21 protein-coding genes are annotated in these 22,992 nt (G+C 43.8%); 10 read left to right on the top strand and 11 right to left on the bottom strand.

From position 1 onward, the window contains the following. The first annotated feature begins 978 nt into the window (after positions 1-978). Positions 979-2,406, top strand: coding sequence for a DUF4157 domain-containing protein (locus F6J99_RS10475; RefSeq protein WP_293112878.1), 1,428 nt, complete (start codon positions 979-981; stop codon positions 2,404-2,406). A 125-nt stretch (positions 2,407-2,531) separates the two neighbouring features. On the opposite strand, the gene F6J99_RS10470 is transcribed toward F6J99_RS10475, so the two are convergent. After that, on the bottom strand, positions 2,532-2,801 hold the full coding sequence (locus F6J99_RS10470) for a hypothetical protein (protein WP_293112877.1): 270 nt from the start codon (positions 2,799-2,801) through the stop codon (positions 2,532-2,534). A gap of 784 nt (positions 2,802-3,585) precedes the next feature. Further along, entirely contained in the window at positions 3,586-4,137 is a 552-nt protein-coding gene (locus tag F6J99_RS10465) for a transposase (protein WP_293112876.1), read from the bottom strand. Positions 4,138-5,251: 1,114 nt separating this feature from the next. Between F6J99_RS10465 and F6J99_RS10460 the strand changes: the two genes are divergently transcribed. Together F6J99_RS10460 and F6J99_RS10455 are read left to right on the top strand one after the other, a co-directional pair. Further along, positions 5,252-5,539, top strand: coding sequence for a DUF433 domain-containing protein (locus tag F6J99_RS10460; RefSeq protein ID WP_293095906.1), 288 nt, complete (start codon positions 5,252-5,254; stop codon positions 5,537-5,539). A 2-nt stretch (positions 5,540-5,541) separates the two neighbouring features. Further along, positions 5,542-5,904, top strand: a complete 363-nt coding sequence (locus tag F6J99_RS10455) for a DUF5615 family PIN-like protein (protein WP_293112875.1) — start codon at positions 5,542-5,544, stop codon at positions 5,902-5,904. Between the two features lie 978 nt (positions 5,905-6,882). Here the strand turns inward: F6J99_RS10455 and F6J99_RS10450 are convergent. Both F6J99_RS10450 and F6J99_RS10445 read right to left on the bottom strand, forming a co-directional pair. Next, a complete protein-coding gene (locus F6J99_RS10450) occupies positions 6,883-7,143 on the bottom strand; it encodes a hypothetical protein (protein WP_293112874.1) in 261 nt (86 codons plus the stop codon). 8 nt (positions 7,144-7,151) lie between these two features. After that, the gene (locus F6J99_RS10445; RefSeq protein WP_293112873.1) at positions 7,152-7,373 is read right to left on the bottom strand and encodes a hypothetical protein; all 222 of its coding nucleotides are present in this window, start codon (positions 7,371-7,373) and stop codon (positions 7,152-7,154) included. A gap of 59 nt (positions 7,374-7,432) precedes the next feature. Between F6J99_RS10445 and F6J99_RS10440 the strand changes: the two genes are divergently transcribed. The 4 genes from F6J99_RS10440 (at position 7,433) to F6J99_RS10425 (ending at position 8,984) form a co-directional block, all read left to right on the top strand. After that, positions 7,433-7,651, top strand: a complete 219-nt coding sequence (locus F6J99_RS10440) for a hypothetical protein (protein WP_293025629.1) — start codon at positions 7,433-7,435, stop codon at positions 7,649-7,651. Continuing rightward, positions 7,648-7,929: a type II toxin-antitoxin system mRNA interferase toxin, RelE/StbE family gene (locus tag F6J99_RS10435; RefSeq protein WP_293025631.1), complete on the top strand. Its 282-nt coding sequence runs from the start codon at positions 7,648-7,650 to the stop codon at positions 7,927-7,929. The genes F6J99_RS10440 and F6J99_RS10435 overlap by 4 nt, the downstream gene beginning before the upstream one ends. Before the next feature lie 131 nt (positions 7,930-8,060). After that, positions 8,061-8,444 carry a VOC family protein gene (locus F6J99_RS10430; RefSeq protein WP_293112872.1) on the top strand — a complete coding sequence of 128 codons (384 nt, stop codon included), beginning with the start codon at positions 8,061-8,063 and terminating at the stop codon, positions 8,442-8,444. Between the two features lie 273 nt (positions 8,445-8,717). Further along, positions 8,718-8,984, top strand: coding sequence for a hypothetical protein (locus F6J99_RS10425; RefSeq protein WP_293112871.1), 267 nt, complete (start codon positions 8,718-8,720; stop codon positions 8,982-8,984). A 71-nt stretch (positions 8,985-9,055) separates the two neighbouring features. Here the strand turns inward: F6J99_RS10425 and F6J99_RS10420 are convergent, their stop codons facing one another. Continuing rightward, positions 9,056-9,634 (bottom strand): Uma2 family endonuclease, encoded by a 579-nt coding sequence (locus tag F6J99_RS10420; RefSeq protein ID WP_293112870.1) that lies wholly within the window; start codon positions 9,632-9,634, stop codon positions 9,056-9,058. A 557-nt stretch (positions 9,635-10,191) separates the two neighbouring features. Here F6J99_RS10420 and F6J99_RS10415 point away from each other — a divergent pair. Continuing rightward, a complete protein-coding gene (locus tag F6J99_RS10415) occupies positions 10,192-10,470 on the top strand; it encodes a LapA family protein (RefSeq protein ID WP_293112869.1) in 279 nt (92 codons plus the stop codon). 11 nt (positions 10,471-10,481) lie between these two features. Here F6J99_RS10415 and F6J99_RS10410 read toward each other — a convergent pair whose 3' ends face one another. Next, a complete protein-coding gene (locus F6J99_RS10410) occupies positions 10,482-11,138 on the bottom strand; it encodes a hypothetical protein (RefSeq protein ID WP_293112868.1) in 657 nt (218 codons plus the stop codon). Between the two features lie 1,158 nt (positions 11,139-12,296). On the opposite strand from F6J99_RS10410, the gene F6J99_RS10405 reads away from it, so the two are divergent. Continuing rightward, positions 12,297-12,452 (top strand): hypothetical protein, encoded by a 156-nt coding sequence (locus tag F6J99_RS10405; RefSeq protein ID WP_293112867.1) that lies wholly within the window; start codon positions 12,297-12,299, stop codon positions 12,450-12,452. On the opposite strand, the gene aroB is transcribed toward F6J99_RS10405, so the two are convergent. Together aroB and F6J99_RS10395 are read right to left on the bottom strand one after the other, a co-directional pair. Continuing rightward, positions 12,401-13,525, bottom strand: a complete 1,125-nt coding sequence (gene aroB, locus F6J99_RS10400) for a 3-dehydroquinate synthase (RefSeq protein WP_293112866.1) — start codon at positions 13,523-13,525, stop codon at positions 12,401-12,403. The two genes, F6J99_RS10405 and aroB, sit on opposite strands and share 52 nt — an antisense overlap. A gap of 37 nt (positions 13,526-13,562) precedes the next feature. Further along, entirely contained in the window at positions 13,563-13,706 is a 144-nt protein-coding gene (locus tag F6J99_RS10395; protein ID WP_293112865.1) for a hypothetical protein, read from the bottom strand. 45 nt (positions 13,707-13,751) lie between these two features. Here F6J99_RS10395 and F6J99_RS10390 point away from each other — a divergent pair, with 45 nt between their 5' ends. After that, positions 13,752-14,855, top strand: coding sequence for a transposase (locus tag F6J99_RS10390; protein ID WP_293112864.1), 1,104 nt, complete (start codon positions 13,752-13,754; stop codon positions 14,853-14,855). A gap of 233 nt (positions 14,856-15,088) precedes the next feature. Here the strand turns inward: F6J99_RS10390 and F6J99_RS10385 are convergent, their stop codons facing one another. The 3 genes from F6J99_RS10385 to F6J99_RS10375 form a co-directional block, all read right to left on the bottom strand. Then, positions 15,089-17,476 carry an ATP-dependent Clp protease ATP-binding subunit gene (locus F6J99_RS10385; RefSeq protein WP_293112863.1) on the bottom strand — a complete coding sequence of 796 codons (2,388 nt, stop codon included), beginning with the start codon at positions 17,474-17,476 and terminating at the stop codon, positions 15,089-15,091. A 143-nt stretch (positions 17,477-17,619) separates the two neighbouring features. Continuing rightward, complete coding sequence (locus F6J99_RS10380; RefSeq protein WP_293112862.1) at positions 17,620-19,230, bottom strand: HlyD family efflux transporter periplasmic adaptor subunit; 1,611 nt, start codon at positions 19,228-19,230, stop codon at positions 17,620-17,622. A gap of 429 nt (positions 19,231-19,659) precedes the next feature. Beyond that, positions 19,660-22,638 carry a peptidase domain-containing ABC transporter gene (locus F6J99_RS10375; protein ID WP_293112861.1) on the bottom strand — a complete coding sequence of 993 codons (2,979 nt, stop codon included), beginning with the start codon at positions 22,636-22,638 and terminating at the stop codon, positions 19,660-19,662. Between the last annotated feature and the right edge of the window lie 354 nt (positions 22,639-22,992).

Here is a 22,992-nt window from a genome sequence, read left to right as displayed (position 1 = left end):
TTACTAATGGTCAGATTAACAGTAATTGCCCACCCTACCACATAGATCCCAGCGAGCAAGCTATAGTAGGGTGGGCAAATCGACAGTATTCCTGATCTAATGGTCAGATTAACAGTAATTGCCCACCCTACCTAATGGTCAGATTTACAGTAATTGCCCACCCTACCACGCAAGCTATAGTAGGGTGGGCAAATCGACAGTATTCGAGTACTAATGGTCAGATTTACAGTAATTGCCCACCCTACCACTTCTCGAATCGGTGAGCATAGGGTCAGAAAGTCTGGAATTTGCCCACCCTACCCCTTTGGCAAACAAAGAATCGAATAAAAGTTCGATTTCCATTCTCGCGCACATGAGCAAGATATCCCTTACAAAGGGGAAGAGATGGAATTAATAATATTGTTTTCAGGGCAGAGGTATCGTCAACAATTTCAGTAACGGTTTGTTGATTTTTTTGACCTTCTATGTAGTTTTATAAGGAGTATCGTCGTATCACGATTTATTTCACACAGTGAACTATCATTAATGAGATACCAGTTGGTTTGAGTTTGGGGTGCCATGTAGGGCTCCTTGAATACGACCCGATCGACTGATATTGTTTTCATCAAGGGTACATGGAACTCGAAACTTGCTATGCGCACTCATACCTATAAACCGAAATATTCTAAATCCACCTCAAGGACAATAGCTCAAAAAAAGAAAGACAAAAGAGAGATTGCTATTATTTGAAGATTGGAAGCAGAGGAAAGGGAGTGGAACGCGGAAAACGCGGTCGGGGAATGGGGAAGTTTGAGTGCGAAGGTGATGCGCACCTTAGAATCAGGAGTAACCCAACCGGAAAGGGGAAGGAGAGAGATGGGGCGGCAAGCCAAGTTTAAATTTGGTATGCCGGGAGAGAGAAGCAGGCAAGGGGCGAATCACGGTGGGCATCAGGTAGTGCAGCCTAAAAGGATTATGGGGCAGCGGAGAGCACAACCGTTGACGGGGGATACGGTGATAACAGGCGAAAGCTTGAGGGCATCGAGGAGTGATAATCAAAACAAAACTGGCTGGCCTGATCGCCTCAAAGCAGGCATTGAAAACCTCTCGGGCTACTCGATGGATGATGTGAGGGTGCATTACAACTCGGAGAAACCGGCACAGTTGCAGGCACATGCTTATACACAGGGGACGGATATTCATGTGGGGCCGGGGCAGGAGAAGCATTTGGCCCATGAGGCTTGGCATGTGGTGCAGCAGAAGCAGGGGAGGGTAATCGCAAACAAACAGAGCAAGGGAGGGTTAGATGTAAATGACGATCCGATCTTGGAGAAAGAGGCAGATGTGATGGGAAAACGAGCATCTAAATCGCCATCGGAAAACCCCATTGACGGTTCTGAAAAAAGGAATTGTGGAACAAGACGGGATTTGGGAGGAAGAAAAGGAAACGAGGAAAAAAACCGGCGTGGACAGTCAAGCTATGGAGTAATACAGGGTGAGTTTTATGAGATGGTGTGGGACGAGAGCACAGAAGCATGGACATATGAAAAAAGAAGTGGCATGTATGAATATTTAAAAAATTATTATTATGATCCGGTGTTGGATGAGAACGGACAACAGATATTAATTGATGATCTAGGAGTGTGGAAATCGTTGAAGACGAGGGTTAAACGGGTACTGGGATTATTGCCTGAGATAGAAGCAATGGTGGATAACATCCGACAGCAGCAGCGATTAATCAATGCACTTAGATTGCGTTATGACAATAACGGAAATGATGACAATAATGAGGATTTAGACAGACTGACGGAAGATGGAAGCTTCTTGACAGTTGAAAGCAGGGATGAACGTGAAACAACGGTAGTAGTGTCAAGGGAAATAGTTGAAGCACTCGCGGATCCGACTCCGGTAAGTCGTTTATGGGCACATATTATACCAATATTAGCGATAACAACTATGTTCGCTATGTTTGGACTGTATGTATTGTTAAACATGGATCTCATACCACCATGGGTAAAGATACTTATAACAGTCTGCGCATGGTTATTAGCCGTGTATAATGTATATAGGATCCTGAGGTCTCAGGTGCTAATAATGGCTGCTAAGGCGTTTTTAGTGATTTGGCAGATTTTTTCACTAGTAGGAGCCGGCTTGTACTTTTTAATAGAAATGTTGGAAGGAAAAGGTACTATAGGAGGAAGTATATTAATTGCCAATATCCCCTCAGCGATTCTGATAGAGTATCTATGGAAGAGGGCTGAAAAAGCGTTGAAGGAAAACCGGGTTAACCGAGAGAGAGCAAGCGAGTTAGATCCTGCGGATTTTGACACAATATCAGAGATCACAAATACTGGTGATGATATTTCTAGCACTGCATTCCATACTCCCCGCGGTGGCTCAATAAGCTCTGCCATGAGTGATGGTTAAAAATTTTAAAGACCGTGGTGAGATCTAGTTATGGCCGGACACTAGGCCTGCCAAAAAAAAGCGGTCGGTATGGTTGTGATAATAGATCGCTCTTGTAGGGTGGGCAAATCGACAGGATAACTGATCTAATAGCCTTGCCTCTCACCATTTGCCCACCCTACCCGACCGAAAGGGTAAGCCTCTGTTGTCTGTAGGATTAAAGCCAAGTAAACCACCAACCCAAAACCAAACAGACTCACCCCATCCACGCCACTTCTCACCCACCGCAACCAATGGTGAAGGTACGTCTCAATGCGTTCGAGATCCGCATTCTGCTCATAAAGCCGAGACACCTTATCCACCATGCGTTCCACTGTCTTTTTCGCCACCCCCAACCCAATCAATTCAAAATTCAAAATTATCAATTTAAAAAAAAGAATAATGGCTCTCCTAGAGTGGCTAGCTCTTGTAGGGTGCGTTAATGAAATGTAACGCACCATTGATATACAAATTGAAACCAAACCATTCTTAACCAATACCATGGTGCGTTACGGCTTCAACTATGGTTATATCATATAATCTTCTCAACAAAACCGCCTAACGCACCCTACAAAATTCCCAAATATTATTCAGTGCGATCGCTTTTAGCGTGGCCTACGGCCAATCGCTCTAGGGTGCGTTAATGAAATGTAACGCACCATCTATCTGCAAATTGAAACCAAACCATTATTAACTAATACCACGGTAACTAATACCACGGTGCGTTACGGCTTAAAATTATGTAATATCATCTATTTTTATCAACGAATACTACGGTGCGTTACGGCTCAAAATCTTGTCATAACATCGTGTATTATTACCAAACTGCCCTTAGCACCCTACAAAATCCCTACATACAAAATTTAAAAATTATCTTCATTATATAGCAATTAATTTATCATTTTTCACATATATAATGGTGTGTTACGGCTTCAACATAGGCCATATAATTTTCTTAACCAAACCGCCTAACGCACCCTACGAAATCCCAAAGTTTTATTCATCCTATATCCGAATTGACATCGAACTATTCTATACCAATATCATGGTGCGTTACGGCTTCAACTATGGCCATATAATAGATTTTTCGTAAACCTACCCGCCTAACGCACCCTACGAAATCTAACGCACCCTACGAAATCTCTACAAAATTAAAAAATTCTATTCATCCCAAATCCCCTGTGGTTTTTCTTTCCTTCCATCCTTTCCCCAATCCCTTGGATAAATTCCCTGAGCGATAAACCGATGAATACTGGAATACTGCCAATCTTGGGGATGTTTACATAACCGATGTCGAACCGGATTATCATGAATATAATCACAATGGTGAGCAAAATCTCGTTCATTACCGATTAAATGTTCCCAACAACGACGTTGCCAAAGATTGCTTTCCCTTCGCTTTTGTCGTGACCGAGAAACTGCTCGATTAATCCCTATTTCTTGTGCATAATGTTTGGTAACATATGTTTTTATTAATCGCAATCTCACCGAAAAATCCGGATCATCAGGGGGTAAACTCCACAAACAATGAAAATGGTCTGGTAACAAAACAAATGCCTCAATGGAAAAAGGATATTTTTCCCTTACCTTAGCGATCGCTTCTCTGAGAGCTTTTTTGCCAATGTCACTACAGAGCCAAGGTACTCTTTGATAAGTGACTTGAGTGATAAAATATGTACCACCGGAAACATGAGGTCTTCTATAATTGGGCATTAGGATCTGCTAGATGCTCACATTTATAGTATTCCCAGCTCTCGTAGGGTGCGAAGCATGAAATGTAACGCACCATTGATATACAAATTGAATCCAAACCATTCTTTACCAATACCACGGTGCGTTACGGCTTCAACGCTTGGTTTTCTCAGATAATATTATCAACGAATACTACGGTGCGTTACGGCTCAAAATCTTATTATAATATCCTGTATTATTACCAACCCGCCTAACGCACCCTACAAAATTCCTACAAAATTACAAAATTATATTCATCCTATATCCAATTTGAAACCAAATCATTCTTCATCAATACCATGGTGCGTTACGGCTTAAACGCTTGGTTATATCATATAATCTTCTCAAATAAATCGCCTAACGCACCCTACTTAATTACCAAATTTTATTCCTAATATATCCAAAATTAAACCTATTAAATTATACAATTTGCGCATCGGCGCACGCTACGCGAACGAACTTTATTTTAAGCATTATACTGATAGCTGACAGATGATAGGGCGATCGCCTCTTGTAGGGTGGGCAAATAGACATGATTCCTAATTAAATTGCCAAACTATCATTATTTGCCCACCCTACCCTACTATATGCTCACATTTATAGTATTCCCAGCTCTCGTAGGGTGCGAAGCATGAAATGTAACGCACCATCTATTTACAAATTGAAACCAAACCATTATTAACTAATACCACGGTGCGTTACGGCTTCAAACCTTGGTTTTCTCTTATAATATTCTCAACCAAATCGCCTAACGCACCCTACAAAATAACTATTGTACCACTTACGATATGTTGAGAACTTCAAGACGCTGTCGGGCAATTCCCCTCCCGTTAAATCGAAGATTATAACGGGAGACCCCTTGCCCGTTTAAGTTGGGCATTAGGATCTGCTATATGCTCACATTTATAGTATTCCCAGCTCTCGTAGATCGCCTCTTGTAGGGTGGGCAAATAGACATGATTCCTAATTAAATTGCCAAACTATCATAATTTGCCCACCCTACCCTACCGAATGCGATCGCGTAGCGTGGCCTACGGCCAATCGCCCTATAGTTTATAATAAGGGAAAAACCCCCTAAATCAATTGGAGAAACCCCTTGGCAACCCTTACCGACATTGGCAAACTGATCAGTACTGATGCCAATAGTAATCGTCCAGTCATTGCAGGAACTCGAACCTCTGTGCGCCGAATTGCTGGCCTATATAATCAAGGTAACAACGCTGAAGAAATAGCGAGACGATTAAATCACCTAACAATCACTCAAATTTATGCCGCATTAACTTATTATCATGCTAACCGTCAGGAAATAGACGAAGATATCGCAGCCGAACAAACCGCCTATGAAGAACTGGCCAAACAACATTATCAGGCCACCAAACCCTAAACATGACACAGATTCGCCTTTATTTAGATGAAGATACCATGGATAGCGATCTGATCATGGCTTTGCGTCTTCGCAACGTGAATGTTGTCTCGACAGGGGAAGCTCAAATGTTGTCCCGTAGCGATGAAGAACAATTACAATGGGCCTATGACCATCAGCGTGTGATTTATAGCTTTAATGCCCGAGACTTTTATAGAATTCATACTAATTTTATCGAGAAAAGACAAGAGCATTCAGGGATTATTTTAGGGTTTCAAAACTATTCCATTGGTGAGCAAATGCGGCGGATTTTAAGGATAATTGCCACTAAATCAGCAGAAGAAATGAAAAATCAAATAGAATTTTTAAGTGCTTGGGGAGAATAATAGCGTAAGCTTTAGCCCAGACAGCAACGCTCTTGTAGGGTGCGAAGCATGAAATGTAACGCACCATCGGTATACAAATGGAAACCAAACCATTATAAAGCAATACCACGGTGCGTTACGGCTTCAACTATGGTTATATCAAATAATATTATCTATCAATACAACGGTGCGTTACGTCTCAAAATATTGTTATAATATCGTGTCTTATTACCAACCCGCCTAACGCACCCTACAAAATCCCTACAAAATCCCAAAATTCTATTCATCAATTCTCGAAAATGAAACCAAACCATTCTCAACCAATCCCATGGTGCGTTACGGCTTCCACTATGGTTATATCAAATAATATTATCACAAAAAACGCCTAACGCACCCTACAAAATTACTACAAAATCCCAAAATTATATTCATCCTATCTCCAAAATGAAACCAAACCATTCTCAACCAATCCCTACAAAATTACCAAATATTATTCATATAATATCCAAAATTAAATCAAACCATCATTAACCAATACCATGGTGCGTTACGGCTTCAACCCTTGGTTATCTCAAAGAATTTTATCACCCAAAACGCCTAACGCACCCTACAAACTTACTCCAAAATTAATAATACCCTGATAGCTGATAGCTGATAGCTGACCGCTGATTGCTCACCTTTCTTTCAATTACTCCTCAACAAAAAAAAAACTAAAAACCCTTGACAAATTATTCAATAATCATTATGATTATACTTATAAACCTAAAAACAATTATTCGTTTATGTCTCAAAACTCTCTGCCAAATTCAAACGATAATTCAAACGGATTCGTTGTTCCGTACATTTTACAAGGGTCTCGCGAGCAAATAACCCATACCATGTATCTCCTTAATGGCCTGGGCTACGCTAAACTTACTGAATGGGGTCCTCTTCAGCCCACTGGAATTCCAGGGAAATATATTACGATTATGAAGAGGTATTGGATTTGGCGTTAACACCTTAATTTTCTGGGGGGGTTTCCCCCCTGGATAAAGGCTCCGGTCTGTTCGCTACACGAACAGATAGGTGAGAAAATTGAGTGCATAAGCGAAAATTCCTAGCCGTGGAAAGTATTTCTGCGGCTATTTTTTTTTGGGTGATCAGGTTGAAGGTGATCAGGTTGAAGGTGATCAGGTTGAAGGTGATCAGGTTGAAGGTGATCAGGTTGAAGGTGATCAGATCACTTTTGTAGTGCGATCGCTTTTGTAGGGTGGGCTGCATGTTGATGATCACTGATCAAAGGATGAAACTCTCATGACGCAGCCCACCCTACGGCTAAATCTGCTGACTGAGTGCGTACGCCGATCTTGTAGGTTAGGTTGAGGGGATGACTGATAGCGATGCAGCGCGGTCTTGGGGAGGCAGCGCGGTCTTGGGGAGGCAGCGCGGTCTTGGGGGTTTCCCCCATGAGCGACTGCCGTTCCCCCAGCGACTGCCGTGGTTTCCCCCACTCGCGCTTTGCATCAAGACAAAGATAAAATAGAAAAAACCAGCAAATGATCAAGAAAGCATGCTCAAAACCTCAGCCTTTCAGCAAGCGATTGAAACCGTTGAAAAATTGTCCTTAGAAGAGCAAGAGATATTACTCGATACTCTTCTGAAACGATTCCATCTACAACGTAGAGCCATAATATCCCAAGAAATCCAAGAAATTCACCAAGAATTAGCAGAAGGAAAAGTAACATTTGGTTCAGTTGATCAATTCCTAGAAGAACTCGATCAACCATGAAAATTGCTTGGACACCCCAATCACTACGAGGTTTTAAACGAATAATTCGTAAAAGACCAGATTTTAGACCGCTAATTGAAAAAACCGTGCGTCAGTTAGCAGAAGATCCCTTTCATCCTAGCTTACATACCCACAAACTTAAAGGTGATTTATCCAATATCTGGTCATGTTCAATTGACTACAGCTACCGTATTTTATTTGAATTTATCGAAAATCCTGAAGATCAAGAAGAAGCTATTTTGTTGCTTAATTTAGGTACTCATGATGAAGTATATTAGCGAAGCCCTAGTCAGTAGGGTGGGCAAATCGACATGATAACTGTACTTTAGGAGAAACTATCATGACGCAGCCCACCCTACACCACTTCACAGGGATTTAAACAACATCCAATAGTTTTAGACTAAGAACCATGACTCCAAATAATCCACAGCCAGATGAACGCCCTCCTATTTGGATTGGGCATGTTAGCATAAACGTTTCAGACTTCAAAAAATCTCTCGACTTCTTTGAGTTTGTGGGGATGCGAAAAGTTGCTGAATTTCAAGACTTAGCAGTACTTGAGTTAAGAGGGGGAACCCATCTGGTGCTTAGAAATAAACCAGAAGCAGCACCAGGACAAGCAAGTTTTGATCTGATGGTGGATGATTTAAAAGCTCAACAGGTCGCCCTGCAAGAGGCTGGCTATACACCGAGCGAAATTCGCGAAGGCCGAATTCACAGTGTGTTTGATGTCTCTGAACCTTCAGGAAACATAATTAGCTTTTACGATAGCCATGTGGTGGGGCCAGTCTAGAGGTTATATCATGTCAGGTTGAATACTTACACTTTGGGGAATCGAAGGCAGAGGGCAGAAGGCAGAAGGCAGAAGTAAAGGAGTAAGGTTTAATCGGAGAAGGTTTTTTATAACTAATTATCCGGACATGATATTACTCAGTAGGGTGGGCAAAGGTGGATGATAACTCATCTTTTGGTTAAACTATAGCGTTGATTGCATGTATGAGGTACACTTATCAACCTCAAAGTCCCCCTTGTTAAGGGGGACCAACGGGGGATCCGTTTGTACCTCATGGGAAAAATAATTGCTATATCATTATTGGCGTTGCTTAATAATGGAATGATTTTAAGAGTTTTTAGGAATGGGCATCATGCCGTGGAATGGGCATCTTGGTGGAATGGGCATCTTGCCGTGGAATGGGCATCTTGCGTGGAAGCGATGCAGCGCGGTCTTGGGGGTTTCCCCCATGAGCGACTGCATCAAGACACTGGCATCTTGCCAGTTTCATGCTTATTTCCGCGCGGGCAGGATGCCCACTCTACTTATATTCTTGCTTGATTCAGCAACGCCTCATTATTTGCCCACCCTACCCAGCTTATAGCTGACCGCTGATAGCAGAAAGCTGATAGCTAAATCTGCCGACGGAACGCTCTAATGGCTTCTCCCGCATCGGTTTCCGCCATCAAAACACAGTGTCTAAACCAATCAAGATCCAATTCACTCAGTCCGGGTAGCAAGCTACGTTCAATGGGGACATAACTGCCATCTTGAAGATGATAAAGCTTCAGTAATCCATCTTCCCAAAACCAAACCTCAGGAACACCTAAAGCTTGATAGCGTTCTAACTTACTGATGCCACCACTACTAAAAACCACTTCGATGGATAAATCTGGAATCGGTTTAACACTACCGATGCAATAAGACTCGTCAGCTTGGGCAGAGGCGACCCCTTCTTTTTCCTGAGTCATGCAGCTAGTTGCCTGAAAGAAAATACCCTTTTCCGTCAGAAAAGTTGTGATTAAGTTACCGATGATACTGGCAAAAATTTCATGTTCTCGTCCTGGCATCAGAATCTCGATTATTCCATCAAAGTAAAACAGCCGTACTCCAGGAGAAGCATCAAAGCCCTTCTGAATCAACTTAAACTGTTCCCAGGTGCCATCATGGACAATGCGTTGGTCGGTGGTTTGGTCGATTAGTTGGGGCATCGCTCTCACCTCGGGCTATCCTTACCGGCCATTGTGACATAGTCAGTAGGGTGGGCAAATGGACATGAAAACTGTACAAATGCTGAAACTATGATTATTTGCCCACCCTACACCAGAGTCAGTAGTCAGGTTTGGTGGGCAAATGGACATGATAAGTGATCAAATGGTGAAACTATGATTATTTGCCCACCCTACACCAGAGTCAGTAGTCAGGTTTGGTGGGCAAATGGACATGATAAGTGATCAAATGGTGAAACTATGATTATTTGCCCACCCTACACCAGAGTCAGTAAGGTGGGCTGCATGTCGATGATAACTGTACAAATGGTGAAACTATGATTATTTGCCCACCCTACACCTACTGTTGACAGAATCAGGTATTCTATGGGCTACTGTGCTAGAAAAAATAATATAGCGTTTCTAGGATTTATGAGGTACACTTTTCAACCTCAAAGTCCCCCTTGATAAGGGGGATTTAGGGGGATCCCTTTGTACCTCATGGCATATAGAATTGCTTAACATAGAGTTAAACTAGTCACAAGAAACTAGTCACCATCATGAACTATTCCCTAATCAGAATACTGGCTAATCTTCTGACATCTCTGATAGTTGCGATTTGGATTGGCGCGATCGCTATTTTCTCGATCCAAAATATCACGGAAGTATCCGTGAAGTTTTTAGTCTTCGAGTCGATTGATCTGCCAATCGGTGTTGTCTTGGCTATTAGCGTTGGTATTGGTCTTCTTGGGGGAGCGATCGCACCTCTAGTGTGGCAGCTTTTGGGACAATCCTGGAAAATCCTAGACTATGAGGATGACCTATACTACGATGAGTAGACTTGGAGAATTTAATCGTAGTCCATCCGGTCATAAAGTCTATCATCATATTGATGAGACATAAACTCAGAGCGCCGTCTAGCTGGTAGGGAAGGAGGAACACCAGAGTAGGGGTGTTGCACCACGTAAGTGGTACGAGGAGGACGCTGTGGTCGTGAGAGCAAGGCTAACCCCCCAATCACAACAGCACCACCACCAATGGTTACTGCCATACCGCCAAGTCCCCAAAGTATCCCTGACATCAGGGTATTTGCCGTCTCATTATTAGGTTTACGATTAGGAATTAGTTGCTCAGGAGCCCTGATCACACTGGCATCAACCTGAGCAGTTAGATTGTCTAGCAGTAACTGCTGATTGTGAAGTTGGGCTTTGAGCTGTTCAGTTTCAGCTCGTTGTTGCTCAACCATAGTTTTGAGCTGCTCAGTGTCCCGCCGCTGCTGTTCAACATTGAGGATATTATTTAAATTATTATTTAAGTTGGGCGAAGCTAGAGCCTGGTTTGGCGGTTGATCTGTGTAAGGAGAATTATAGGGATTGTTAGGGGAAATTTGGAAGGGTTGGGAAGAGGGAAGGTTATTCGCCACCATATTGCCTCCTCCTTTGAGGAGAAACAATGCTGCCATACCGGCAAAGGCAGCCCCCGTCAGGAATGCCATACCATCACTCATTAATATTGCCTCTCAACTGGAACCGAATTACAACGAATTGCCACTACTGCTAAGGTCGCATATTTTTTAGCTTACGGCAAAAGAAGCCCCTGACATTTTAACGCGCAGCATAATAAGTGTGGGATTAATTTTTCACAGGGTATGCATGGAATTGCTATAATATATGTACTGGTAAACAAAGCCGTTCGCGTATCGTGGCCTACGGCCTTAAATGCTGGTTTGTCAGGACAACAGTCTTAAAAAAAACACCAAGAAAACAGAGCGGCAGCGATGCAGCGCGGTCTTGGGGAGGCAGCGCGGTCTTGGGGGTTCCCCCCATGAGCGACTGCCTTGGTTTCCCCCACTCGCGCTTTGCATCAAGAGAGGGCAGTCCGTTCTTAAAGCCCAGCGCCTCCTAAGCAATAGCCGGATTGGCGCTTGTTGCCTACACTGAACCTGAAAGGTCAGTTTAGGAGCTGTAACTTAATTTCACCCTTAACGTTGGGCAATAAGCCCTGTGCCCATAGTTTTGGGGAATTTTGGTGTAACAATTGCAACCATACCCTAAATTGAACAAGATGAGTGACCCATTCCCCCACCACGAGAACGCAGGTGGGGGTCTGAGAACTGCCTATTGTGGTATAATTGGTTTAGCTTGAGCGGTACGGTAAAGGACAGAACAAGATTCTGAGCAACCTAGAGGCACGACCTCTCAACGCCAGGGAAAACAAACCTGTAAATCCTGTGTAGTCGGTTTATATACGTCAGACTCTAGGTAAAATTTTCTAATACAAGCCCCATAGCGGAAACGACTTGGGGGAGAAGTCCAGCAAAAGTCCTGGCTTTTCGGCGCGAATGCCGCCTGTCGCGAGGGATAAACCCTTGTAATCAAGACGGACACCCCCACCTCCCGTAGCAGTTGGGGGGAGCATTCATAACTAGATTGCGGCCAATGTCTACCCTAGCTCATTTTCAAAATTTTGCGATTTCTCGATTAAGTTTCCTTAATTGCTATGGATAATGGTGTGGGCAAATCCTTTCCGCCCCCTAGGGTAACCTGAAGATAGTCTTACCCAGTAAGGAATTGAGTGACATGAGGGGTAAAACCCTTTAGCCGATTATCAATGGTTTCATAGCATCTTCGATAGATGTTAATAACAAGTTACCAAACCTTGACATTTGAGTTGGGAGTCGGGATTCCCGATTCCCTACTCCCTACTCCCTACTCCCTACTCCCTACTCCCTACTCCCTACTCCCTACTCCCTACTCCCTACTCCCTTTCCTATTGCTGTATTTGCCGAAGCACTTCCCTAATCACATCCGTTGGCACCTGATCTGTCAAGGTTACTTCACCAATCTTGGTAGGCAAAACAAATCTTACCTTACCGTCTTTTACTTTCTTATCCGTTTGCAGGGTATCAATAATGGCGTCAATATCTAGCCCACTGGGTAACTTAGTAGGTAGTCCAGCTTTCTGGATTAAAGCATCCTGGCGCTCGGCATCTTCTGACTGCCACATCTGGAGTGCCACAGCAATCTGGCCTGCCGCTACCATTCCAATCCCTACCGCTTCCCCATGATTGACTAACTTGTAGCCAGTTAAGCTTTCTACGGCATGACCAATGGTGTGACCATAGTTCAAAATTGCTCTGAGCCCAGCTTCTTTCTCATCCTGACTGACCACATCGGCTTTAGCTTGACAAGACCGAGAGAGAATTGTTTCTAATAAATCCTTCTTCAGGTAACGCAATTGGTCAAGTCGCTTCGATTCCTCTAGTTTCACAAACAGCTCTTCATCCCAGATAATCCCATACTTAATCACTTCTGCCATCCCTGCTCGCAATTCTCTGGCTGGCAATGTTTTTAAGACCGAAGGGTCAATTAAGACAAATCGTGGTTGATGGAAGGCACCGATCAAGTTTTTGCCCTTGGGGTGATTGACCCCAGTCTTGCCACCAACTGAAGCATCAACCATGGCCAACAGCGATGTGGGTACCTGAACGAAATTAATTCCCCTTAGCCAAGTGGCAGCTGCAAATCCTGTCATATCCCCAATTACTCCACCGCCCAATGCCACTAGAGTCGAGGAGCGTTCTAGGCGGTTTTCTAGGGCAACATCATAGATCTTTTGGATAGATTTGACAGTTTTGTATCGTTCACCAGCAGGGAGGGTGAGGCTAGATACCTTATATCCCACTAACTCCAAAGCTGCGATCGCTCTTTCCCCATATCTTCGGAAAATCGCTGGATTCGATACCACTAAAACTTTTTTGCCCAACTGTAGACGGCTCATCCAAACCCCAATATCATCTAAGCCACCTGTGGTCATTTTGCCATCAGGAAGCTGTTGTGCGATCGCAATATCATAGGAATGTTCTGGTAGAGCAACGGGAATAACTAACTTCATGGGGGAGAGCGGCACTTAGTACATGATTAACGTTACTTTACGCGATTTTTGGGTAGGCAAGGGAATGTATTCCCTTACCACCAGGCACATCGACCAACCAAAAGAAGTCAGCGTAGCTTTGTAACAATAGGGGTTCAGACTTAGAAATCCTGACTTTTAAGAAGTATTCTCTCTTGCTCATTTAACCGTTTGTTGATATATTGTAAGTAATGGAATTTTAACATCAATGGCTCCCAATCACTCTTACACGACCAAACTGAAGCTAAACAACCGTCAAAAAACATTGATGGCTAAACACGCAGGATTTAGTCGGTGGGTGTACAACTGGGGTTTAGCCATGTGGCGAGATGCATACAATCAAGGTTTAAAGCCTAACACTAAAACCCTAAAGCGGTTATTTACTAACCATGTCAAACCTGAGTATCCCTGGATGAGGGAATTATCCTCAAAGGTTTACCAATATGCGTTCATCAATTTAGGAGAAGCATTCAAACGGTTTTTCAAAGGAATGGGTAAGTACCCTAGATTCAAATGCAAGGGTAGGAATGACCGCTTTACTATCGACAATTCAGGGAGACCGATTCGATTAGGTGGATTAATTCATAACTTACCCTTCCTGAAGCGGGTTAGAACGTTTGAAGCCCTACCAGATTGTCTAACTAAAAAAGTCACAATCTACAAAAAAGCCGGTGAGTGGTATATTAGCTTCTCCATTGAAAAGACCTTTGAACCCACAGTTAAAGAACGAGAAAGAGTTGGGGTGGATTTTGGGATAAAAACCCTAGCTGTATTAAGTTCTGGGGTTGAGTTTAAAGGCTTAAATCCATACCGAAACGCTCAAAAGAAACTGGCAAGACTTCAGAGACAATTAGCGAAAAAAGTTAAAGGTTCTCAGAATTGGGAAAAAGCCAAGGTTAAAGTTCAAAAACTCCACCGTCGTATAGCTAATCTACGCAAAGATTATCTTCACAAAATGACAACTTATATCGCTAAGAACCACGGGGAAGTTGTGATTGAAGATTTGAAGGTTTCTGGGATGATGGCTAATCACAAATTAGCGAAAGCAATCGGTGATTTAGGACTGTATGAAGCCAGGCGGCAACTTCAGTATAAGTGTGAACGCTACGGTGCCAAGTTAGTAGTAGCTGACAGGTTTTTTCCATCTAGTCAATTATGTTCATCATGCGGAAATAAACAGCCAATGCCTTTATCTGAAAGGGTTTATGACTGTGGTTGCTGTGGAAATAAGATTGATCGCGATTGGAATGCCTCGTTGAACCTAGAACGCTATAACGAGTACGGCTCGACTCGTAAGCCTGTTGAGGGTTAACCGCTCCCATGCCCCCGTTGAAGCAGGAAATCAACACACAAAGTCTCGTTATGTGAAGCTTTGTACACGTTTGATGGAGCAGCCTTTTTCCTAGTGAACTATGGCGCTGTATATATCTAATCTAAAAAATATGTATATGTAGATATATATATGAGAGGGGTTAAAGGCCACCCCTCTACAGATCCAGCTTTTAAAGTCCAGGCTTTAAGGAAATTTGGCATCACTCCTTAGCACTAGCAAACACCAACTGGTTGCAGCAGCTTCTTTTGAGCGTTAGCAGATAATACGGTAACCTGACCGTGGTCATCCACATCAACAACTGCTGTATCGCCCTCTTGAATCTGACCAGATAGCATGGCTTCGGCTAAGCTATCTTCTAACAAGCTCATAATTGCCCGTCGTAGAGGTCTAGCACCATAGCTCGGTTCGTAGCCTGCTGTGACTAAGTGGTCTTTGAAAGCCTCTGTGACTTCCAGGATAATTCCTTTCTCTTGTATAGAGCTAGAGATTTCCTGGAGCAGGATGTCAGCAATTTCCTTAACTTCATTCTTCTTGAGCTGACGGAAGACAATTATATCGTCAAGGCGGTTAAGGAACTCAGGACGGAAATAGTCTTTAAGATTTTCATTGACCTGAGTGCGGATCTGGTTGTACCTAGATTCATCTTGGTTATTTGACGACTCAAAGCCAAAAGCACTACCTCCTTTTTCAATCACTTTAGAACCAATGTTGGAGGTCATGATTAAGATTGTGTTCTTGAAATCTACAGTACGACCTTTAGCATCGGTTAAGCGACCATCATCTAACAATTGCAACAGTACGTTGAAAACGTCAGGGTGAGCTTTCTCGATTTCGTCAAATAGTACCACCGAGTAGGGCTGGCGTCGGACGGCTTCGGTAAGTTGACCACCTTCGTCGTACCCCACAAACCCTGGGGGAGAACCAATGAGCTTGGAAACAGTGTGGCGTTCCATATATTCCGACATGTCAAGGCGAATCATCTTGTCTTCTGACCCAAACAGGTAGGAAGCCAAGGATTTAGCCAGTTCTGTCTTACCAACTCCAGTCGGACCAGAGAAGATAAAGCTAGCAATCGGTCGATTGGGATCTTTTAATCCAACTCTTGCCCGACGAATTGCCCGAGACACAGCAGTAACAGCTTCGTTTTGACCAATGATCCGCTCGTGCAAGGTTTCTTCCAAGTGCAGCAGCAGAGCTGATTCAGATTCGGTCAGTTTATTGACCGGTATCCCAGTCCAAGACGCTACGATTTGAGCAATGTCTTCTTGTACCACAATCGGAATAGTTGGAGATGGGGATAACTTACCTTCAATTCCCTCACTCTCCCACTCTGATTCTGCTCTAGCCCTTGAAGAAGGCTTTGAGTGCATCAAGTGAACCCGACTCCCAGCTTCGTCAATCAAGTCAATGGCTTTATCAGGTAAATAGCGGTCCGAGATATAGCGGTCTGACAATTGAGCTGCAGCCAGTAACGCTTGGTCAGAAATCTGGACTTTGTGATACTCCTCGTAGGTTGAGCGCAAACCATGGAGTATATCAATGGTATCCTCTACAGAGGGTTCCGAGACCATGACTGGCTGGAAACGACGTTCTAGTGCTGCGTCTTTCTCAATATACTTCCGGTATTCATCGAGAGTAGTAGCTCCCAAGCACTGGAGTTCACCTCTAGCGAGAGCAGGCTTAAGGAGATTAGCCGCATCCATACCCCCTTCTAAGGAGCCTGCACCGACTAAGGTGTGAATTTCGTCAATTACTAGGATAATATTCCCCGATTGCTGGACTTCAGACACAACCTGCTTGAGGCGTTCTTCAAAGTCTCCCCGGAAGCGAGTACCAGAAACCAATAAAGCCATATCTAGGCTAATCACTTGTTTGTCTGCCAACAGGTCTGGAACATCTTGAGATACAATCCGTTGGGCTAGACCTTCTGCGATCGCAGTTTTGCCAACTCCCGGTTCCCCCAGTAAGATCGGGTTATTCTTGCTACGACGACCTAAAATCTGAACCACCCGCTCGATTTCCTGCTGACGACCAACCACCGGATCTAGTTTGCCCTCTGCAGCTAACTTGGTCAGATTAGTTCCAAATTCTTCTAAGGTAGCTTTCTGGTTTTGAGTATTCCCCATAAACGAGGAACCTTTTCCCCTAGCAGTTGTTGCTGCTGTTAATTCTGCTATCGTACTAATGACATGGGTGCGTAATTCTGTGAGGTCTACACCCAGGTTTACCAGTACTTGAGTGGCAACGCTGTTCCTGTCTTGAATGATAGCTAGCAACAAATGTTCAGTATCGATGTAGTTGTGTCCTAGTTGCTTAGCTTCCTGGAAAGATTGCTGGAAAACTTCTTTGGCTTTGGGGGTGAAAGGGAGTTCTGAGCTAAACATTCTCGAACCCCTACCCACAGTATTTTCTACCGAGTAGCGAGCATCTTCGAGGGTAACACCAAAATCACTCATTACTCTGGCTGCCACAGCTGTTCCTTGTGCAATCAAACCCAACAGCAGTTCCTCAGTTCCTACGAGGCTGTGTCCCAAGCGACGGGTTTCCTCCTGAGCCAGCATGATGGATTTGATCGCTTTATCTGTAAAATGTTCAAACATCCCCGGTTCACCTTACGGAATTTAAGCAGTGGGTGACATATCACCCTGGTGTAAAGTTTTATGTACTTTACATTCACCAATGTACCCATCTGTGCTTAAATTCAGCAGTCGGTAGAACCGTAATCTTGAGGAGTGGTTGCCGCCTAACGCATTTTGGTCAAGCTTTCAGTCTTATCCAAAAACATCTCGGTGAAAATACTCATCACAGTTCGCTTACGCACCCGGATATTGGCACTGATAGACATACCCGATTGCAATGGCTCTTTTTTGCCATAAGCTTGAATGAACTGTTTATCCAATTTGATTTTGGCAGGGAAAGTATAGTCTTGACGCAATTCCGCAGGATCCGGTGGTAGGGCATCAACACCAATCCATATTACCTCCCCTTTGACATCACCAAACTCACTAAAGGGAAAAGAGTCAACTCTGACTTCGGCTTTCATTTCTTTTTCCACAAAGCCGATGTCTCGGTTGGTAAGATAGACCTTAGCAATAAGAGAGCTACCGGGAACAATTTTGAGCACTGGTTCACTGGTATTGGCAACAAAACCAGGAGTTGAGGGTTGCAAATCAAAGACTGTTCCATCCACAGGAGCTCGTAGTTCTTGATAGCTTAGGGTTAGTTGAGCCTGCTGCAACTGGCTATCAATTTCCGCCATCTGTTTATTGTTATCAACAATTCGTTGATTTAATTGACTGATGATGCTAGCTATTTGGGTGTTTATGCTATCAATCCTTTCTTGATTTTGAGCCATCAAATCAGCCAGTTCTCGTTGAGAAGAGGCAATAGTATTGAGTAGATTTGCTCTGACCCCAGCAATTTCTTTTTGCAAGCGTTTTTCTTCTTCAATCCTAGAGTTTATCTCAGTTTGGCGATTTTTGACCTCATTTTCCTGCCTCAAGAACTGAATCTTAGAAAAGCCCCCTTGTTCATACAGGGGTCTGAGATCTGCAAGAATACCCTGCTCAACACTCAGGATGTCTCTGCCATTGGCAAGTTGAATCTGATTTTGTTTGAGCTGTTCCTGTAGGGAGCCAATTCTACTCTCAAGTTCAGCAATCCGAGCGTCAAGAGCAGAAGTACCATATTGTAAACGAATTCGTTGTTCAGGGCTAAGATTAGCGCTCTTAGAACCTCCACTCAGTTGAGCGCGATAAAGTCGAATTTCTGCCAGTACCGTGTTTCGACTAGCGATCAGAGAAGGCAGTTGTGAGGACAGTTGTATGTCCAAACCTGGTGGTGGTACAGGTGGATAATTAGGATTACTAATTGCAGCTTGATAAAACTGGTTTTCTCTGATTAAGGTAGCCCGGCGTTTATTGAGAGAAGTCAGTTGAGCCTGAGTAGCCTTAGGCTCAAACGAAAGGAGCAAATCCCCTTTTTTAACGGACTGTCCTTCCTCAATATGAATGTTTGTCACCACTCCACCCACAGGAGCTTGGACTTCTTTAACTGCACCTTGTGGCTCTAGCTTCCCACGGGCGGGAACCGCATAGTCAATTTTGGCAAAGTAAGCCCACACCATACCAAAACTTGTTAGACTCAACAGTGCCCAGAGAATGGCATGAGACCAATGGGGCGATTGTTCTAAAATAACTGGCTGGTCGAATTCGAGGTGACTATTAGAAGCACGATGTCTGTCCCTGGTGTCTTGAGGCACTGTGGTTTTGCTCATAGTACCCACAGAACCTAAGTTGATTTTTGGATTTCGTTTGGAACCATTGCCATTACCATTGCCATTATATTGGCTCATCGTTATTAGCTCCTGCTATTCGTTAATACTTGGGTATTGGATGAATGATCAAGGATCAAAAAGAAAGAATGAAGGATAAAGGATGACGAATTAAGGATAAAAAAGAAAGAATGAATGATAAAGGATGACGAATGAGATAATTATCGGGTTTAATAATTAAATTTAGTAACTAATAAAAAAACTGACTCATTGATCATTTTTATCACTTACTATAGGGGGAGTTAGCAAAAACTTCTCGCTCTCAATTAAACGCTTGCTGTAAAAGCAACTACCCGACCACTAGTATTTTTTTATCCTTGAGCCTAGTCTATCCGACACCAAGGGTTAAACCAAATAGCAAATACCGAGACAATACAAACTTCATCCTTCACCCTTAATCCTTAATGCTTAACCCTTCATGGTTAATCCTTCACCCTTCACCCTTCATAGCTACATTTGAGCATCTTGTTGCATGTAGAGGCAATAGTAACGACCTTTCTGAGCCATCAGTTCATCATGAGTACCTTGCTCTACTATTGAACCCCGATCCATCATCAAAATGATATCAGCGTTGCGAATGGTTCCTAGGCGGTGGGTAATGAACAATACCGTGCTTTGTTGAAAAGCTTCCGCTAGATTTAAACACACTTGCCGCTCGGTGTCATAATCGAGGGCGCTGGTGGCTTCATCTAATATCATTAACTGGGGTGATTGCAAAATCGTTCTGGCGATCGCAATACGCTGTCGTTGTCCCCCTGAAAGACCTGAACCCCTTTCGCCAACGCTGCTATTGTAACCCAAAGGCAAACCCATGATAAAATCATGGGCTACTGCTATTTTTGCTGCCTGAATAATTTCCTCACTGTCTGCATCAGGATTGGTCAGAGCAATATTCTCTTGAACGCTTCCCTCAAACAACAGGGTTTCCTGAGGCACAATCCCAATCTGACGCCGCAGGGAATAGAGTTCGACTTTCGAGATATCGTAACCATCCACAATGATGCGACCGGACTCTGGACCATAGAGTCTAGCCAAAAGTTTGGTCATGGTACTCTTACCGGAACCACTTTGACCTACAATCCCTACAAATGAACCAGCTGGAATCTCGACGTTAATGTTATTCAGTTGCATTGGTCCACTCTTGGCAAAGCGGAAGGAGAGATTTTCATAGCGAATGTCTCCCCTGATAGAGGGCAAGGGGATATTACCCTGGTCTGCTTCAGCCACTTCTTTCGGTGTATCGACAATGTCACTGAGGCGTTCGAGAGATAGCGCTGTAGACTGGAAGTTTTGCCAAAGTTGGGCTAAACGCAGCAAGGGACTGGTAACGTAGCCCCCAATAATCCGAAAGGCAATCAACCCCCCTAAGCTTAATTGTCCATCTAGTACTAGATAGACCCCTACCCACAGCACAAGTAAACCAGAGAGTTTGTTCAAGAAGGTGCTCATAGAACTGGCGGCGGTAGAGGTTAGCACATTCTTGAAGCCTTCACTAACATAGCGCCCATATTTCTCTTGCCATTTCCAACGCGATCGCAATTCAATATTCTGGGCTTTGACGGTGGAAATACCAGATAATACCTCTACTAGATAGGATTGGGTTTGAGCATTCCGTTCTGCTTTATTGCGTAGCTGTTGCCGGACAATTGGGGAAACGATCAGGGTCAGGAGCATGAACAAAGGAATCACTGACAAAGTCACCACGGTCAGCACCCAACTAAACATGAACATGACCACGATGTAGATTATAGAAAAGACTGAATCTAACACCACGGTTAGGGCTGTCCCGGTCAAAAAGGAGCGGATATTTTCTAGCTCATTGATGCGAGTGGACAACTCCCCAACGGGTCGTTTCTCGAAATAGTTTAACGGTAAGCGCAACAGGTGGTCGATAATCTCGGAACCAAGAGACATATCGATACGGTTGGTCGTATCTACAAACAGGTAGGTACGCAGGGTGATTAAAACCCCCTCAAAAACCGACACCACCAACAGTAAAATTCCCAGTACTTGCAAGGTATCGGTACTGTTTTGGGAGATCACTTTGTCAATGAGTACCCGGATAATCAAGGGATAGGCGAGACCTAACAGTTGGACAAAGAAAGAAGCAATTAAAACTTCCGCCAATACCTTGCGGTAACGAACGATAGAAGGCCAAAACCAACTCAGACCAAACCGCTGGGTAGGGGTGTCTTTGGTAGGTTTTAACAGAAGTACCTGCCCGCCTTCTCCCCAGTTTTCTTCAAAATCTTTAGGTTTAAGCTTTTGAATTCCCAGCTGTGGCACCGCCAGCACTACTTGCCGTTCACTGGCTTCATAGAGAATAGCTAAGCTATCGTGCCACAACAGCATCGCTGGGGTCGGTAAACGTTTAATAGCGTTAGCTGGTATTGTTGCGAGTTGGGCAGTTAATCCCATCAGTTCTGCCACTGCACCACAGTGCTGAAGGGAGATTTGACCGGTGCGAGCATGCTGGTTTTTTAGCACCTTCCGTATACTATCTTTGCGGAAAGGAATTTTAAAGTACTTACTCAGCATTTGGAAACAAGCCAAGGATTCCTGCACCGCTCCTTTACCCCGTATAAAGGGGAATTTTGTAGGAGTAGTCTGGTCAGTGTAAATTGTCTCGGGAGCCTCATCCGGTCGGTCTGGAGCCTGGGGAATATCGTCTTGAGGTATACTGCGAATTGTATCGGTAGGCTCAGCCAAGGTTTCCGAGTCAGTAGCGGTAGCTTCTGAGAAAATAGCTTCTGGAATTCCCACCAAGCGCGTTGCACCATGACCATTGACCTGTAAGCTAGACAATGCTTCCGAACTCAGACAAGACCCTACTGGTAAATTGGCGGCTGCTCCTCCACTCACAAACCATACTCGATTGGGGTCGAGTTGGCTTGACATTTGCTTGCCCCGAGGTAGGTTATAAACTAAAGCGTCTGACCAGGCTAACAGGGCAAGTGCTTTGAGGTCAGTCTCTGCCTCAGCCCGACGCCCCAACTCTGTTCCCAAAAGATCAAAGATTTCCACTAGACCACAACGGGCTTTGAAGGCATCACAGAAAGATTTTTCTGTATCTAGCAGCCCTAAGAAGTCAGCCACATTGATGGTGACACAAACCGCTTCCACCGATGCGATCGCAGTTTCACATGGTATGCCCCTGACCAAACTGACCCAGCCAAGAATCGCCCCTGGTTGTAGTAATTTGAGGGTTGTGGGGGTTTGACGGCGTTGGTCATAGCCAATTAGACGGGCTTTGCCTTGGAATAAAATCGAGATTTGGCCTGGCATTTTATCCCTGACCACAATTGTCTGGCCCATGCGGTAGCGCAACAGTTGGCAACTAGTGGACAGTTTTTGCCGTGCTGCCCTTGACAATTGATTGAACGGCGAAATACCAGCTAGAAACTCTTGAATTGTTGTTGTATAGGTCATTGAGCCTCTTAGGATTTGAGATTAGTTTGCAAGAGCGTGAGATTAGTTAGCTTAAATTTAATAACAGCTTCTCATGGGGTATTTATGAGGATATGCTATAAATATTAGGTCTGTTTTTTATGTAAAGACTTTGCAGAGCACCCTAGGACTTGCTTAGCGCTTCTTTCATTAAGAAATGTAACTAGTTGGCTATGCTATGATGGTGCATAGGGAAAATCTATTGAGACTAGCCTTAAACAACAAAAATTTACCCGATCACCATAGACTAATGATCATTTAGCCACGGCACAGTTTCAGGATTACCATAAATGCCAAGCTAGACGGGTTTTTCGGAATCTTCTCCATCTGGCGCGA

Origin of the sequence: Moorena sp. SIO4G3 (assembly GCF_010692305.1) — a bacterium.
GTDB classification, from domain to species: domain Bacteria; phylum Cyanobacteriota; class Cyanobacteriia; order Cyanobacteriales; family Coleofasciculaceae; genus Moorena; species Moorena producens_A.
Note: the sequence above shows the minus strand (reverse complement) of the source record. Positions and strands in the feature narration are given on the sequence as shown.